Annotated in this window: 13 protein-coding genes; 5 read left to right on the top strand and 8 right to left on the bottom strand. The window is 43.4% G+C overall.

What is annotated here, in order from left to right:
- Window positions 1–351: 351 nt before the first annotated feature.
- The 3 genes from D0T84_RS18355 to D0T84_RS18345 all read right to left on the bottom strand — a co-directional run bounded on the left by D0T84_RS18355 (window position 352) and on the right by D0T84_RS18345 (window position 3,912).
- Window positions 352–600, bottom strand: coding sequence for a hypothetical protein (locus D0T84_RS18355; RefSeq protein WP_163309311.1), 249 nt, complete (start codon window positions 598–600; stop codon window positions 352–354).
- A gap of 405 nt (window positions 601–1,005) precedes the next feature.
- Complete coding sequence (locus tag D0T84_RS18350; RefSeq protein ID WP_163309313.1) at window positions 1,006–1,530, bottom strand: phospholipase D-like domain-containing protein; 525 nt, start codon at window positions 1,528–1,530, stop codon at window positions 1,006–1,008.
- Between the two features lie 1,341 nt (window positions 1,531–2,871).
- Window positions 2,872–3,912 (bottom strand): energy transducer TonB, encoded by a 1,041-nt coding sequence (locus D0T84_RS18345; RefSeq protein WP_163309310.1) that lies wholly within the window; start codon window positions 3,910–3,912, stop codon window positions 2,872–2,874.
- 60 nt (window positions 3,913–3,972) lie between these two features.
- Here D0T84_RS18345 and D0T84_RS18340 point away from each other — a divergent pair, with 60 nt between their 5' ends.
- A complete protein-coding gene (locus tag D0T84_RS18340) occupies window positions 3,973–4,302 on the top strand; it encodes a hypothetical protein (protein ID WP_163309309.1) in 330 nt (109 codons plus the stop codon).
- Window positions 4,303–4,381: 79 nt separating this feature from the next.
- Here the strand turns inward: D0T84_RS18340 and D0T84_RS18335 are convergent, their stop codons facing one another.
- The 4 genes from D0T84_RS18335 to D0T84_RS18320 all read right to left on the bottom strand — a co-directional run bounded on the left by D0T84_RS18335 (window position 4,382) and on the right by D0T84_RS18320 (window position 11,137).
- On the bottom strand, window positions 4,382–5,959 hold the full coding sequence (locus D0T84_RS18335; protein WP_163309308.1) for a RagB/SusD family nutrient uptake outer membrane protein: 1,578 nt from the start codon (window positions 5,957–5,959) through the stop codon (window positions 4,382–4,384).
- Window positions 5,960–5,979: 20 nt separating this feature from the next.
- Window positions 5,980–9,258 carry a TonB-dependent receptor gene (locus tag D0T84_RS18330; protein WP_370525523.1) on the bottom strand — a complete coding sequence of 1,093 codons (3,279 nt, stop codon included), beginning with the start codon at window positions 9,256–9,258 and terminating at the stop codon, window positions 5,980–5,982.
- Window positions 9,259–9,479: 221 nt separating this feature from the next.
- Entirely contained in the window at window positions 9,480–10,439 is a 960-nt protein-coding gene (locus D0T84_RS18325; protein WP_163309312.1) for a FecR domain-containing protein, read from the bottom strand.
- 128 nt (window positions 10,440–10,567) lie between these two features.
- On the bottom strand, window positions 10,568–11,137 hold the full coding sequence (locus tag D0T84_RS18320; protein ID WP_163309306.1) for an RNA polymerase sigma-70 factor: 570 nt from the start codon (window positions 11,135–11,137) through the stop codon (window positions 10,568–10,570).
- A 402-nt stretch (window positions 11,138–11,539) separates the two neighbouring features.
- Here D0T84_RS18320 and D0T84_RS18315 point away from each other — a divergent pair, with 402 nt between their 5' ends.
- From D0T84_RS18315 to D0T84_RS18300, 4 genes are all read left to right on the top strand, one after another.
- A complete protein-coding gene (locus tag D0T84_RS18315) occupies window positions 11,540–13,381 on the top strand; it encodes an ABC transporter ATP-binding protein (protein ID WP_163309305.1) in 1,842 nt (613 codons plus the stop codon).
- A 137-nt stretch (window positions 13,382–13,518) separates the two neighbouring features.
- Window positions 13,519–14,301, top strand: a complete 783-nt coding sequence (gene trmB / locus D0T84_RS18310; RefSeq protein WP_163309304.1) for a tRNA (guanosine(46)-N7)-methyltransferase TrmB — start codon at window positions 13,519–13,521, stop codon at window positions 14,299–14,301.
- 208 nt (window positions 14,302–14,509) lie between these two features.
- Complete coding sequence (locus tag D0T84_RS18305; protein WP_163309303.1) at window positions 14,510–15,622, top strand: Mrp/NBP35 family ATP-binding protein; 1,113 nt, start codon at window positions 14,510–14,512, stop codon at window positions 15,620–15,622.
- Between the two features lie 79 nt (window positions 15,623–15,701).
- Window positions 15,702–16,562 (top strand): hypothetical protein, encoded by an 861-nt coding sequence (locus D0T84_RS18300; protein ID WP_163309302.1) that lies wholly within the window; start codon window positions 15,702–15,704, stop codon window positions 16,560–16,562.
- 181 nt (window positions 16,563–16,743) lie between these two features.
- On the opposite strand, the gene D0T84_RS18295 is transcribed toward D0T84_RS18300, so the two are convergent.
- Window positions 16,744–17,004, bottom strand: coding sequence for a hypothetical protein (locus tag D0T84_RS18295; RefSeq protein ID WP_163309301.1), 261 nt, complete (start codon window positions 17,002–17,004; stop codon window positions 16,744–16,746).
- Between the last annotated feature and the right edge of the window lie 188 nt (window positions 17,005–17,192).

Genomic DNA, 17,192 nt, shown 5'->3' with positions numbered 1-17,192 from the left:
AAACAAGTCGCCCTGACTTTGATCCGGTGATTTTCCTATCATTTTTTGCAAGCTTTTAGGACTTCAAGATACGAAATTCTGCAATATTAAGCAAACAATCAAAGGTGTAATTTACTGGAAAATAACTTATTATATGCTTTTTAAGGAGCGACTAATTATAAGATTTATTCAAAATTTTGTATTTTAACCCGATATGACTTTTTATCCGCAAACAACAAAACAACACATTGGCTACAAACCACTTAAACACGGAGACATGTGACTTTTCACAAAACATAAAATATCAAAAAAGGGCAGGGATACCGAAAGCACGGGTGCCGGCTGCCCGGGCAGAAGGGCATATAAGATCGCTTACTCCAGAAAAAGATACGGCTCGGAAGTAGTTATATACAGAAAATATAAGAATGTAAAACCCAGAACCGTAAAGAGCAGCGCGCCGCTTACAAATCCGGCTATGTAAAAGAACCTGCCAAGGACTGTCTTATACTTTATATGCTCCCAGTCATCTATCAGTATTTTTATATTTTTCCATCCTGCAAAAAGAAAAAAAACAGCGAAGAGCGGGAATGCTATAAGTAATAAATAGTTTAGTGTACTCATGTGCAGCATTTTGAATGTTTGCAATAAATATTATCCTGTTATATCGTTTTGTGCCGGCTTTTACATTTTGTATTCTCTGCCGGTTTGTTTATATTAGTTGAATAGAGTTTATATCGAATAAACCAGATATTACTCATTTACAATCAATTATAAATACAGCATCCGCAAGGGCGGGCAAAAGCCTGTCATTCCGCACCTAACACGCCACCCCAAAACCAGTCTGATTATAAGTGGATTGCGAGCAAATCCCGCAATGGAAATTACCCTTATTTGACTTCTGACACACCTTCGGTATAGATATTATGCATATAAGGGCAGGCTAACCATAGCCACACAAAGTTATCAGTATGTAATCCACAAATAATCAAACAAATACCATTCTATTCAATATAATATCTAATATTTTTATCTTATTTTGTCCCCACAAAATTCCTTCCGCCTGCATTTGCCGCAAAATTGCCCGATCCAAACGGCATCGAATTGAGAGATGGCGCCTTGGAGAAGTACAGGGTCGGAAGTAAGTATTCCGGCTTCGAAGTTTCGGGCATCCTTCCCCTTCATACCGATACCCGCGCCTGTAAGGTTGGCTGAGCCTATGTATGCCGATTCAAGGTCGAATATCATCATTTTAAAGTGTACACGCGGACATAGAGCTCGTTCGAGTCCGTGTACCAACAGTGGATATTTGTCAAAGTCAGCCCTGAAGTTCGGGCCGGGTTCTTTGGCATGTATCAGGCGTATTTCTACACCACGCTTTACCAGATCGGAAAGTATTTTCAGAAATGGGACACTACTGCTTCCCTGCTTGAAGTACAGGTCTTTGATGTCTGCTGTGCCAATCCATAACTGCCTTTTTACAGATATTACTTTTTTCAGCACCAGTTCGTAATGGTCGTAGTCGGATATGTATTTGCTTTTTCCTATATCCATCCTCATCCAACAAGAAAAACAGTACCGGGAATCTGATTAATAACGTCGTTCACTGCAAGTATCGTCATTTAGTTATTCAAATATATATAATTTATTTGTTATCATCCTATTATACAGATGGTTGTTTTAGCTTATTTGGCCTTAAAATAAGCTTAAAACGGGGTATAAAAGAAGAAAAAAGTCATATTTTTATTTCATATTCATTTATTTAAAATTCAATCAATCAGCGAATTGTTATTTTATTTAACATATAAAAAGTCATATTTCCATCCGATGGCCTGAAACGCTTATTTTTTAGGCGCTTAACCTACAAGTTTTATAATTGAATGCCAATAGAATTATCACACCGAGTTTCTCCGAAATGACACTGAGGTACACCGGGGAAATATACCTCAGTGTAACCAAAAGCCTCTTATATATGCGAATCAAGGGTTAAAAAGCACAGTAACTTATTGTCCCGAAGGGACTGAAGGTGGATAACCACGGGTAAAACCCGTGGCAGGAACTGACTGAAGAATATGTCTCCGTAGGAGGCAAATAGTAAAAACAAATGCCATTCGCCTCCTACGGAGACGGCCTCTCCCTAGCCACTTTTTCCACGGGTTTTACCCGTAGTTATCCATATTAGCCCACTTCGTGGACTTAGAACCCTGACTGCAAAACAGAAGATTGATTTATAATAGTATACTGCAACCCAAAGCAACCCTTGATTCGCATATTCAATAAGATTATATATGGTTTATTCTCTGTGATTTAATTGCCTCCTGCTTTAGCTGGAGGATAATAGTCTAATCAGATAATGGCTTTAGCCAAAATGTTTTGACTAAAGTCGTTTTCTATCTGTATTATTATCCACGACTTGAAAGTCGGGGCAACTAAAACTCCTAAAAATATGCATCTTACTCTTTTATTGAATATGCGAATCAAGGGTTAATTGTGCCGTTAGGCACATCATATTGGTAGAAACATGAATGAAATTCGTTTTTTGTGCCGTCAGGTACAAAATGTGAATTGTTCTGTAGATATTGCGTACCTGACGGCACGCAATTAACTGGTTAAATTCTACCAACATTCAGTCCCTAAAGGGACAAAAAACAGCACATTTAACCCTTGATTCGCATTGAATATAAACTCTAATAATTACCAGTAAATTAATTTAATTTTAGAGTCTGTTTAAATTTTATAGCAAATCTTTTTTATAGCTATTTTTAGATGGATTTTCTCATTTTTACTAGTAGGTTTAGCGGGCTAAACCTACTAGTAAAAAGGGGAAAATACGCTAAAAAGAGCATAAAAAAATTGCTAAGAACTATTGACCTGAACCTGTAATAAAAATTTTCGCTAAAATTTAAACAGGCTCTTAATGGCTACTCTGACCACTGCGGGTACACTCTTGCCTTTGCGTTCGGCAGGATAACGCCTGTAGTTACATCCTTTTTCGAGCACCCACTTTACATTTTTATCCATTGCCGGGTCTATGCCGCGTATTATTCTCACATCGTGGCTCAACCCGTCTTCGCCTATCACAAATTCGGCTACGGTAGTGCCCTCCATCCCGTTTTCCCAGCACGCGCGAGGTACCCGTAAGTTGTTTTCCATATCTTTTTCGAACTCTTTGATACCGCCGGGGAATGTGGGCAGGTATTTGCCTGTAAACTGTGTGGAGTCATTTATTTCCACAAATGTAGAGTCGCACGGTATTTCTATGCTTTGTATCCATGCGCTAATGGTTACATCCACCGGACGAGGCGCCCTGTATACTGCCGGATGATAGATATTGCTCACATTTACCACCGTACCGTCATACCCTACAAAGTGGGTTCGCGTATAGAATAAATTCCTTGTTGGCATGTCGCGGGATACCATATCTGTCATATAACGCTCTTTGCCCCTGATGAGGAATCCGTTTTCTACAGGCTTATATACAGTATCGTCCAGGTAATAGCCGGTGTAAAGGTAGAGGCGCAGGCAGGCATTATATATATTGTCGTACCTGCCGAGGAATTCATTCAGGCTGCTGTCGTCATCTATGTGCAATGTGGCGTGGTTTGCTTTCTGTGCCGACATATACACCGTGCACACAGAGGGCGGGCATATCTGCTGGAAACCTTTGTTTGCGACCAGCGTCGTTGACACAAAAGTGTCGGGTAAAGGTTTGTCGGGCTTAGGAAACCGTTGCAGGTTGCCAAACGTATTGTTCAATTCCCACCTTACATATTCCTTATTCGGAGTGATGGAATCTATTATTCCGCCCTTGGTGAGCAAGGGGATAAAGCCCAGCGTATCGTTTTTGTATTTCTCTACAATGAAAATCGTACCCCGTTGCGCGCAGGCGCAGAGTACAGATAGTAGCAAAGCGAGTGTAATCAGTAGTTTATTCATAGCTTATGACGCTCTTATGTGGTAAATCTACGAAAAAAGGCTCAAAATCTCATATTGCAAATGACAAATGTATATTCAGCCGATGACGTGTGGAATAAAATCAGGGAGACGTCATACAGCTACTCAGGCAGTAAACTGAAAGAAGGACTTACCTTGCAATGGAAAACAGGTATATTTTCTGCCAGTTCGGAAATAACGGAACCCTATTCGCGCCGGATTGTTTATAATGAATATTTTGATTTCCGGAAAGGAGCGTGGATAAACGACACAAAAAGGTTCTATACATTCTCCCCTACCGGAAAAAGCTCATCAAATACCGTATACTTTGCACTCCATCCTGTATCAACTGATAAAAAACAGGCAGCAAAGATAAAACCTTGCTGCCTGTAATCATTTTGGAACGGTCGTTATACTTTCATTTCCAAAAAAGTTAAGGGCATTTATTATATTCTGATAAACCGCTGAGGGATTACCATCCTTTATTCGGATTCTTATCCCACCACAGTTTTGTACTGTAGTTATCTGTCCCGCCGAGCAGTTTTACCGCTTCGTCGTAATTCTGCTTGTTATTGTTCGCTTCATCCGGTGGGAACGGAATACGTAAAGCAAGCCTTGTTTTCAGGTTGACATCATCGCCGGCGTTAACCAATACCGGGAAGAAATGAGGATAACCTGTACGGCGTTGTTCGCTCCATGCCTCTGTGCCAAGCGGATACATCGCTATCCATTTTTGAGTTATCAGGCGTTCCAGTTTAGTTTCGAACGGGTCTGCATCATCCCATTTGATAGTGATGGTACTTATAGCCTTTGCAGCCAGTTCGGCGTCAGGGTCGTTGTAGTCGCCGGGCTTGCTATGGTCGTCTTCGATATATGCATCGGCTCCGCTGGCAGACCATTGCGCGAATGACAGATTAATACCTTCTTCGTACAGGTCTTTTGCCGTGCCGCCCATACTCCAGCCTCTGAGAGCACCTTCAGCTTTGAGAAACGCTACTTCGGACGCAGGCATCCACAGGGTAGGGGCTGTCTGAGTGTACGTTGTAGACGAATACCTGTCAGCCCAGTCTTTACCGGGGACAGAGATACCTGTCCTTAGTCCCAGATATTCAGGGCCGCCGGCAACCTGACTCTTGCTGAAATACTGAGGCAAACGCGGGTCGTTGTATCCGTCCATATAAGCGATGATGTCGGCACAAGCGCGGGAGTCGCCCCACGATGTACTCATCGTCCATATCGGATTTTGAGGGAATGCGTTCTGGGTATTATCGTTATTGTCTGTAATGACCCCGATAGGATGGCTTACAGCTTCTTCCGCTTTCTGTTTAGCCAGTGTAGGGTCGGCATATACGATACGCAGAGCCATACGCAGCTTCAGCGAGTTGGCGTATTTTATCCATTTGGTAAAATTACCGCTGTATACTTTGTCGAACTTAGCCATTGCGTTATAATCAGGATTCTCGCCAACGAAAGTCGTCAGTTCGTCGATAGCCATATCCAAGTCCGAGAACATATTCTTATACACATCTTCCTGGCTGTCGTATGGCGATCCCAGGCTGCTTGCCCCTACCTTAGAGTAGGGTATAGGGCCGTACAGGTCTGTTATACGCTGCATAGCCGTTACACGGATAATCTGCGCCCACGCATACAGAGGGCCTTCGCCGCCTGTCTGGTCTTTTACCTGAGTCCATCCTCCGTATACTTTTTCGAAGGCATCGTTGAACGGGGAATTGATCCATCCTGTAGGTGCGTTGAAAGTAGAGAAGTTGGACGACCATGTATTCGCGATGGACAGATAACGTCCATAAGGGTCGCCGATGAGGTTTTGCCCCATCTGGTACGCGTTTTCCTGTGCAGGGTACGCGTAGTTCAGCATTTGAGGGAAAAACGCGCCCAGCTTATAAAGGCCTTCCATTATTTCATCGTCGGTAGGCTGTCCGGGATTTCGGTTCATGTCTTCAAAGTTGTTGGTACATGATACCAGAAACAGTGCGCATAGCAGGGTTGAGGCCAATACTGTTTTTATCTTTCTAAATATATTGTTGTTCATAATTTTAGCTTTTAATGTGGTTAGAACTGTACCTTCACACTGAATCCCAGATTGCGGAGGCTTGGTTGCATAAAGTAGTCGATACCCTGGAAATACGTTCCTGTAGAAGCTGTCGCTTCGGGATCGAACGGAGCCTTATTGTATATCATCCACAAGTTGCGTCCTACGAATGATACATTTACCTTCATCACATCGTTAAACCATCTGCTTGGCAGGTCGTAACCTACGCTTACTTCCTGCAAACGAACGTTTGTAGCTTTGTAAACATAGTCTGACAATAGTCCTTCGGTTTGCCCTGTAGCTGTATAATACTGTTCGGCGCCGATGGTTGTACCGCCGATGAGGACACCGCCTCTGTTGCGCGCGTCGGCTGTAGCCTCAGATACGCCGTAACCATCGAGTATAGCCTGTGTAGGAGACATCACGATGCCGCCTAAGCGTGCCGAGATAAGGAATCCGAAGTTGAAGTCTTTCCATCTGAAATCGTTCCTGAAACCTAAGTTCCATTTAGGAAGCACAGAACCTGCTTTTTCCATTACATTGTCCAGAATAGGTTCTCCCTTTTCGTTCAGGGCAACAGAGCCGTCTTCGTTGTATTTGATCGCTTTCTTTACCCAAAGGTCGCCCATTGTACCATCTTTCATCAGACGGAACTCGGATGAACCGATTCCTCCCTGGCTAACATATTCCAGCGTGACCATTTCGCCTGTAACGGGGTCTTTATATTTACCCAGTTCCTTGATTGTATTCTTGTTGTAACTTGCTGTGAAAGTAGAGTTCCAGCTAAAGTTGCCCCATCTGTTGTCCGCGCCTAAAGTGATTTCAAGCCCCTGATTCTGTACATCCCCTGTCTGTATATACATCGATGTATATCCTGTAGATGCCGATACGGGAACTTCGAGTGTCTGGTTCTTTGTATTAGATTTGTACCATGTGAAATCCAGGCTCAGCCTGTTTCCCCAGAATTTGGTGCTCAATCCGGCTTCCCACGAACCTGTACGTTCAGGTTTGAGGTCTGTTATCGGCATATATGTATTGGTTTTCCAGAAACCACCCTGTTCGTCGTATTCGTATGTCGGGATAGAAAGGTTGCGGGGAATGGCCGAACCTACCGATGAATACGAACCGCGTACTTTCATATACGAAATGAAGCTAGGCAACGTTACCATCTCGGAGATTACTCCCGACAGACCTACCGACGGGTAGAAGAACGAACTGTTGCTTGTATTGGCCAGAGCGGAAGCCCAGTCGTTACGCCCTGTCAGTGTGAGGTACAACATGCTCTTCCAGCCCAGTTCGAGGTTGGCGAATACCGATTGGGTCTGTTCGTGCCAGCCGCTTTGTATCAGCTTGGTTTTAGGAGCGTCTTTATCTATATTCGTCAATGCGAAGAAGTTTGGGATCTTCAGTGCAGCTCCGTCCACGCCCGATTCGTCGGAGCGCATATCGGATATGCTGGTACCTATATTGGCCGACAGAGAGTAGTCGCCAAAGTACTTATTGATGTTCAGCAACAAATCGGCATACACCTGTTTGTAATCTTCCTTGGTGGACTTGTAACGTCCTGTTTCGGATGCAAACAACTGATATGTAGAAGCATAGTTCTTCTGCGCAAAATTGTTATGTGAATTATCGAGGCGTGCTCGTCCCATTACATTCAGCCAGTCGAGTATATCGTACTGCAGGTTTACGTTCATCATGTAACGGTCGCGCTTGTTGGTCATCTTATTGCGGTTAAGCACCCAATACGGGTTTTGCATAGAAAGCCCCTGGTCGCCCCACTTCCATTGCTGTGTGTTGTAGCCCAGTGCTTCGTCATAGGCTTCAAAATTCTTTACAGAGCTGAAATCCTCGCCCCTCGGGAATGTATACACCGGCACCAGCGGATTGTAGTACTGCCCCTGAGCCATCATGTTTTTGTCTTTTTGCTTGATATAGCTAAAGCCAAAGTCGAGCGTCATCTTATCGTTCAGAAATTTAGTCGTATTCCTCAGTGTAACGTTATATTTACTGTAATCATTTTCAGGAAGTATACCGTTTGCGTTTGTAGCGCCTAACGACATGTATGTCTGGTTCTTGTCCGTACCCACCGACAAGGTTGCCGACGTCTGTGTAGTAGCTCCGGTTTCGAAGAAGTCGGAAGGGTTGTACGCATATTTGTTTTGTGCTTCGCCCCAGCTCTTATATTCTCCTGTCCTGTTCCCGTATTTGTTCTGGAACTCAGGCATCACGAACGGACGCGAGAATGTGGTCTGGTTAGAAATCGTCACTTTCGGTTTGCCTGTAGCGCCTTTTTTGGTGGTGATAACGATGGCACCGTTAGCCGCGTTCGAACCGTAAAGGGCGGCAGCGGCAGGTCCTGTCAGCACCGACATGCTTTCTATATCATCCGGGTTGAGGTCGGCAATCCCCTCTCCTCTCGGCTGGTCGGCATACTCATTATTCTGGCTCAGGCCTCCGTTGTTGGCATTGAAGATAGGCACACCATCTATCACGTACAGCGCGTTATTGTCTTTTGTTATCGATTTTGTACCACGCATTACCACACGGGTAGCCCCACCGATACCGGCAGCAGAGGCGTTGATGTTCACACCGGCTACTTTACCCGAAAGCGAGTTCATCAGGTTCACATCTTTTACACCTGTCAGTTCGTCGCCTTTTATCTCCTGCACATTGTAGCTCAATGCCTTTTGCGCTCTCTTGATACCTAAGGCTGTAACCACTACCTCGTCCAGATTGACATCGCTCTCGAGCAATACGATGTCGAATGACGACTGGTTTGCAGGGTTAATGGTTTGGGCAACATACCCTATATATGTTATCTCTATCTGTTTCCCTTCGGGTACACGCAGCGAGAAATTCCCGTCTACATCCGTCATTGTACCGGTAGTAGTACCTTTGACGGCAACGCTTACACCGATAAGCGGTTCACCGGCCTTGTCCTTGATAGTACCTGTTACCAGCCTGTCCTGCTGAACGGCATTCGCATCCTTGACTCCGGCGCCTGCCGAAAGAATGATGTGAGAACCTTCCATACTGTAACTGATATTCGTATTTTTCAATACACGGTCGAGTACTTCCGATGTAGGTGTGTTTTTTACATTTACGGAAGTGGTGTGGTTTACCGCTACCTGATTATTATAGATAAATAAATAATTGGTTTGATTTTCAATTTCGCTCAGCACTTTAGCTAATTGAACATTCTTCAGGTTCATTGTCACTCTTGCGTTCTGAGAGAAAGAGTTTTCAGCAAATATAAACTGTATGCTGCATAATAGACATAAAATAAAAACCCTCATGATCCTAATCAATTGTTTAAATTCCGGATATTTTTTCCAAAAAACATCCTTCAAATCATTATTTTTCATAGATTTGTTTTGTTAATGAGATTAATACTCTTTTTTTACCTAAAACTTGTATTGATTTCGAGTGCCAAGAAATGTTGCCGCATTTTTTGGCGCTTTTTTTTGTGACTGTGTTACGTATTTTTCATAGGCTGTACTTTTATGGTTTTTAGATTCTACTTAATATAGATTGTGTGATTTTCCAAATCCCGTTCATAAGTGAACTTGATATCCTTCTGAAGTACCCGCAGCGCATAGTCTATGCCATCTACGAAGCGGAACTTCCCGGTATATGAATATTTATTGACCCGTGTATTTTCCACGATGATCTTAGGCCCGTATGTTTTTTCAAAGCTCCCCATTATATCTTCGAAAGAGGCGTCATTGAAACATATCAGCCCTTCCTTCCAGCGATAGATGTCATAGTCGTCGATGCCGGTTACTTCCAGTTTTCCGTCTTTGAGGTACGACTTTGTATTGGGGCTGAGGACGAGCGACTGCCCTGCATCAGGTGCCAGGTCTACCTTTACCTTGCCGTCCATCAGGGTAGTCTCAAAGCGGTCTTCGTTGGCGTATGCCATTACATCGAACTTTGTACCCAGCACTCTTACATTTCCTTTCGCCGTTTGCACTATAAATGGTACATCTTCATCGTGCGCCACTTCGAAATACGCTTGCCCGTCAAGCTTGACAATACGTTCCTTCTTGTTGAAGGAGACCGGATATTCGATTTTGGTACGGGCATTCAGCCAGATATTTGTACCATCGGGCAACGAAAGGTTCACATACTGCCCGGCAGGCACATTGATAGTCTGCATGCCGTAATCTTCCCCCGCGTTCTTTATCTGCATATACAGCAGACCGCTCATAAGCAAAATAGCCACCACTGCGGCTACTCTCATAAAGGCGCCCTGTAATATCCGTTTCCTTCCTCTGGCAGGAGCTTCGGACACAGTATCTGCTGATGAAATTTCATCAGACCCGTCGTGGAGTAAAACCAGCGCATCGAAAAGCTTCCTTTCTTCGTGTAGATGTTTCCTGTTTTGAGGAGATGCTTCAACCCATTCCCTGATTTCATGATTTTCTTTGTCCGTTGTCAATCCATCAAAGAACCTGTACAATATTTCCGAACCAATCTTCTCGTTATTTGCCATCTATTTATTTAAAGTATTTAAAGCTTTTTTATTATCGTATATAGGTATAACAACCTAAAGGAAGGAATCCCTAGCCAAAACAATGTTAACAAATATTAAAATCAAAGAAGCTATTTATTTAAGATGAAGAAAAGGGCTGTCCATGCAGGCAGATAATCTTTCAGATTTAGACGTAAGACGCTCAAAGCCTTCGAAATATGATATTCAACCCCTTTGGTCGTAATATTGAACATTTCGGCGATTTCCTTATGCGGTTTTTCTTTATAACGGCTTTGTACAAATATATCCAGTGTCTGCTTCGGCAGCTTTGCCAGAGTCTCGTTCACTATCCGTTGTATCTCTTCGGAAAACACCTCGTCGGGGTCGCAGGCTTCGAGTGTGCTGATACGCAAATCCAGTTCCCACTGCGCGTAATCGCTTATATCGGTAACGATCACTTTGCGCCTTTCTTCCTGTTTCAGGTAATTCAGGCATTTGTTTTTAATAACGGTCAGTATATATGCTTCGATATTGGAATCGGGAGCCAGGCTGTCTTTGTTGCCCCAATAGACCATAAAGGCCTCGGTCGTAAAATCCTCTGCCGCATCCATATTCCTTACATAGCTGTTGGCAAAACGTACGAAACGGTTATAGTATTTTGTATAAAAACTATTGAACGTTAGATTTACAGGGTTAACCATTCACACATCATTTATTGATACAAAATTAGAAAACTATTTGGGATAACACCCGAATTCTTCACATTTTTGACATTTTGGCATAATAACCATCAAATATAACAGAAAATAAAACAAATGCATTATCATTTTCTGATTCTGCCCTTAACTGCATATAGAGGCCGGGCTTGTCCCTGCCCGTTTGTCATATCTTCAGGCAATCACAAGGGTTGCCCCCACAGGCATCCGCATCTCTCACTAGCGCATACGATAAAATAAATCTATACAATAGTGAAAAATATTATAAATGATGCCGCCGCCTCCCTAAAATACCCTGATGTTATTCTTTAAATAAAGAATTATGGCTAACTTGCGACCGTTTTTCGCCGGGCAAAAGCCGGAATATTTATTACCAAAAACTTTCTGATGAAAGACTTTATAATACTAATAAAACGATTTGTACCGCCATACAAAAGGCAGGTTGGGCTGAATTTCTTCTTCAATGTACTCAGTGCTATCCTCAACGTATTTTCCTTTGCGCTGATCGTACCCATCCTTCGCATCCTGTTCAGGGTAGACGAAAAAGTATATGAGTATATGCCTGTAGATACATCAAGTATCGGGAGTATGATCGACTTTAAGGTGTTGGAAAACAACTTCTATGCATACCTTTCCGAAATGATGGGCGTATATTCGGGGGGGGCTGTATTGCTGGGGCTTGGAGCGGTACTCATCATCATGACCATACTGAAAACCGGAGCCGTATTCCTCAGCGCCTACTTCATCGTAGATGTGCGCACCGGCGTTGTACGTGACATACGCAAACAGATAAACGATAAAATACTGTCGCTGCCTCTCGGCTTTTTCTCAGGGGAGCGCAAAGGCGATATCATAGCCCGTATGACAGGCGATGTAAACGAAGTGGAAAACTCCGTTATGAGCTCGCTGGATATGGTAACCAAAAACCCGATCATGATCCTTGTCTATCTGGGTACAATGCTCTTTATCAGCTGGGAGCTTACCATATTCGTGTTCATACTGCTACCTGTTGCCGGATACATTATGGGCAAGGTGGGCAAAAGCCTCAAACGCAAATCGGTAGAAGCCCAAAACCAATGGGGCGGACTGGTATCGCAGATAGAAGAGACTCTTAGCGGATTGCGCATAGTGAAGGCATTCAATGCCGAGGCTAAGATGAAATCCCGTTTCGACTCGTCCAACAATATTTTCAGGAACATGTCGAACCGCATAGCGCGCCGCCAACAGATGGCGCACCCTATGAGCGAACTGCTGGGTACTATAGCCGTGGTTTGTGTGCTGTGGTTTGGAGGTACGCTCATACTGGACGGCTCGGGCTCGATGGACGCATCCAAATTTATATACTACCTCACTATCTTTTACCTGATTATCAATCCGGCAAAAGACCTTTCCAAGTCTGTCTATGCCATCCAGAAAGGTATGGCTTCGGTAGAACGTATCGACAAGATACTGCTTGCCGAAAACAATATAAAGAACCCTGCAAACCCAAAACCTGTACCATTCACGGAATCTATCAGCTACAGGGATGTGAGGTTCAAATACGAAACCAGCCACTGGGTTATCAAAGACGTCAACCTGACCATCCCTAAGGGAAAGACCGTAGCCCTTGTAGGGCAGTCGGGCTCGGGTAAATCTACGATGGCAGACCTGTTGCCACGCTTTTATGACGTGAACGAAGGCGGCATTTATATCGACAATGTCAACATCAAGGATGGCGATGTACAGGATGTGCGCTCTCTGATGGGCAATGTAAACCAGGAAGCGATACTGTTCAACGACACTTTTTTCAACAATATAGCCTTTGGCGTGGAAGGCGCTACGATGGAACAGGTAATAGAAGCCGCCAAAGTAGCTAACGCGCACGATTTTATCATTGCCACCGAAGATGGTTACAACACCAACATCGGCGACCGGGGCGGCAAGCTGTCGGGAGGCCAGCGCCAACGCATCAGCATAGCCCGCGCCATCCTGAAAAACCCGCAGATATTAATTCTGGATGAGGCTACTTCGGCTCTCGACACCGAATCGGAACGGCTGGTACAGGACGCTTTGGAGAAACTGATGAAAAACCGTACCACGCTCGTTATCGCTCACCGCTTGTCGACTATCAAGAACGCAGACGAGATATGTGTGATGCACGAAGGCGCAATCGTGGAACGCGGACGCCACGACGAACTGTTCGAACTGAACGGATATTACAGGAAATTGTGCGATATGCAACAGTTCTAAAGCCCCCTCTGGCTCCCCCAAGGGGGAGAAAAGGCAAAGCCTTAAAAGTAAATGAAAAATGAAAACGAAAAGTAAATTATTATTAACCAATACCCTCTTTGCAGCCTCCCCCTGGGGAGGTTGGAGAGGCCACAATTATGGGAAAGAATAAACTCGCCAAATTTGCCAACATGGAGGAATACCCGCATGTATTCCAATACCCGTTTGCCGTATTGCAGGAAAAGGGGTTCGGGATGAAAGGCCGCTGGAACGAACTTTTCTTCAAAAATGACAACCCAATAGTACTCGAACTGGGCTGTGGAAAAGGCGAATATACGGTAGGGCTGGCAAAGCTTTATCCAAACAAGAACTTTATAGGGATAGATATAAAAGGCGCTCGCATGTGGACAGGGGCGAAGCAATCGCTCGAAGCGGGTATGACAAACGTCGCTTTCCTGCGTACACATATCGAACTGATAAACCATTTCTTTGCGACGGGCGAAATCTCCGAGATATGGATAACCTTCCCCGACCCGCAGATGAACAAGGTGAACAAGCGGATGACTTCTACCCGTTTTATGAAGCTATATCGTGATATATTAGCGGATAAGGGCATTATACACCTGAAAACGGACAGCAACTTCATGTACACCTATACCAGTGCGATGGTAAAAGAGAATGCACTACCTGTACTCTTTCATACCGATGACCTTTATCATTCGGATTTGGTAGATGATATACTTAAAATACAGACCTTCTATGAACAACAATGGCTCAACCGTGGTTTAAATATCAAGTATATAAAATTTGAATGCCCGCAAAGGGACAACTGGATGGAACCGGACATAGAAATAGAAAAGGATGATTACAGGAGTTTTGGAAGAAGCCACCCCCTCCCAACCTCCCCCAAAAGGGAATTGAAAATCGGCGGAGCCAAATAGACGCTAAAAAGAGCATAAAAAAATTGCTAAGAACTATTGACCTGAACCTGTAATAAAAATTTACGCTAAAATTTAAACTGGCTCTAAATAGTAAAGAATGAATGTTCGTAATTTAATAATAAAATACATCACTCCGTGATCTTCGCGGCTTAGCCCTTCCCCTCCCCTTTTGGAGGAGGTTGGGAGGGGGGGTGTTATGATACTCATTATGGCAAATATATACCCTAAATTAATTCTTGACGCGCTGCGAAACGTGCGTTATCCCGGTACAGGGAAAGATATTGTGGAAATGGGGTTCGTGTCCGACGATATTCACATCGATGGAATGAAAGTCAGTTTCTCACTGCTTTTTGAGAAGCCGAACGACCCCTTTATCAAATCCATCGTAAAGGCTGCCGAAACAGCTATCCTTACCTATGCCGATCCGAATATCGACATAAAAGGAAACATAGAAGTAAAATCGCAGCAGGTAGCACGCCCACAGCCTGCAAAGCTGTTGCCTCAGGTAAAAAACATTATCGCTATATCTTCCGGCAAAGGGGGTGTAGGAAAGAGTACCGTATCGGTTAATCTGGCCGTAGCCCTTGCCGGCAAAGGCTATAAGGTAGGACTACTCGATGCCGATATATTCGGCCCCTCCCTTCCTAAGATGTTCGATGAGGAAGAAGCACGCCCGTACCTGGAGCCGATTGACGGCAAAGAATACATCGTCCCTGTAGAGAAGTACGGCGTAAAGATGCTTTCTATCGGCTTCTTTGTCAACAAGGAAGATGCTGTAGTATGGCGGGGCGCCATGGCAGGCAATGCGCTCAAACAACTGATAGCGGATGCCAACTGGGGCGAACTGGATTATTTCCTTATCGACTTCCCACCCGGCACAAGCGATATACACCTCACACTGGTGCAGACACTTGCCATCACCGGCGCAGTGGTAGTAAGCACCCCTCAGCAGGTAGCACTTGCCGATGCGCGCAAAGGTATCAATATGTTTACCAACGATAAGGTAAATGTGCCTATACTCGGGCTGGTGGAAAATATGGCGTGGTTTACCCCTGCCGAACTACCTGAGAATAAATATTATATCTTCGGCAAAGATGGGGCAAAAAACCTGGCTGAGGAAATGAACGTACCGCTTCTGGGGCAGATACCTATCGTGCAGAGCATCTGCGAAGGCGGCGACAAAGGCGTACCTGTAGCCCTCAACGAGAATACGATCACCGGCATGGCATTCGCACATCTGGCCGACAACTTTATACTGTCGGTAGACAAGCGCAACGCAGAGCTGGCTCCTACTCAAAAAGTTGACGTACATAATAAATAAGGTATAAATCATATACTTTTTCGGTAAGCCTTACGTTTAACAAAATGTGAGGCTTAACTGTTTTTATCGGAAAAACACTATGAAAATAAAAGAACTTATTCTTAACCCCTATTTTATCACAGGACTTATACTACTGATCCTAAATGATTTTTATTTAAAATATAAGTATGGTAATTTTATTACAGGAAAACTTTCCGACTTTGCCGGTCTGCTTATTTTTCCCATGTTTTTTGCTGCGCTTGTACCCAAGTTGAAAAAATATGCTTCGCTGATTACAGGTATAGGGTTTATTCTTTGGAAACTGCCATTATTAACACCTGCTATCGGCCTGATAAATCAAATATTGCCTGTAACAATACATCGGGTTATTGATTATTCGGATTATATGGCTCTGTTGATATTGCCATTGAGCCATTACCTGATAAATACTTGCAGTAACCCTCGTGTGCCGAAATGGGGAAAAATAAGGAATATGTCGAAATATGCCCTGGCTGTAACCGCGTTTTGTGCGTTTTGCTCAACTTCAGTGCTCCGTCCGTGGACTGAAATGCCACAGGGAACAGTCTTTATAGGCGAATCATACAATATCAAGTTGCCTAAAGATTCTGTCATCAACTCAATAAAACAACTGGGCTACGACTGCAATTTCCGCACATGGGACACAACAATACCGGATAATGACAGCACCTACCAGCATCTGGCAGGTTATTACCAGACAGGTAATATAATACGGTACTACAGCGATTCGGTTGTATTAGACACCTTGACAAATGTGAAATTCCAGTTGATAGAAATAAACCCGAATAAAACCAAACTCACGATTATCAATGTGACCCTGAATAAAGAAGGTAATATACAGGATTGGAAAAGGCTCAAGTCTTTGAGTAAAATATATAATTCGTGGTTAAAAGACAATCTGATAGAGAAAATAAAAAAATAATTACAGGTTCAGGCCAATAATTCTTATATAATCGCAAAAACGACTTGTACAACGTTTCAAAACCAAAAGTACAGAAAAACGCCTATTCTTCAATATGACAAAATGATATGAAAATGCTAAATTATAAAACAAAATGAGAGGTAAGCAAAAACTTACCTCTCAAACCAAGATGATACAATAATTATGATATAATTGAGTTTACCGCCTCTTTATTCTGCTTTGCCGCCCTCAATAATTCAATATCTTCGCTATTTATTATTTGTTCGGGATTTGGTAACATTGATGCTATTAGATTGCTAATACAATAGCGCTCGTTTTTAGTCAAAAAATCGCCATCATCATAACCCATATAGGCAAGTAATGCCTTTATTGTGTCAATATAGGTATCATCACATCCCTCAATAGATACCGAGAATGTATTGTCTTTATTAAACTTTACCATGATAGCCCCCTTCCCTTATTATATTTTTTTGACTCATTTGTAATATCTATAATGTCATTTCCCGCCAAAACTCCCAAGATTGGGCGTAATAAATGCATAATCCGGAGCATCCCCACCCAGTAATCCGGTTCTAAATCCATTAGAAATCGGTTCTAAAAATCTGCCATTCCGGCAGATATCCACCCAAA

The organism is Dysgonomonas sp. 521 (genome assembly GCF_010501055.1).
In the GTDB taxonomy this organism is placed as follows: domain Bacteria; phylum Bacteroidota; class Bacteroidia; order Bacteroidales; family Dysgonomonadaceae; genus Dysgonomonas.
This window is presented reverse-complemented; position numbering and strand designations above follow the sequence as displayed.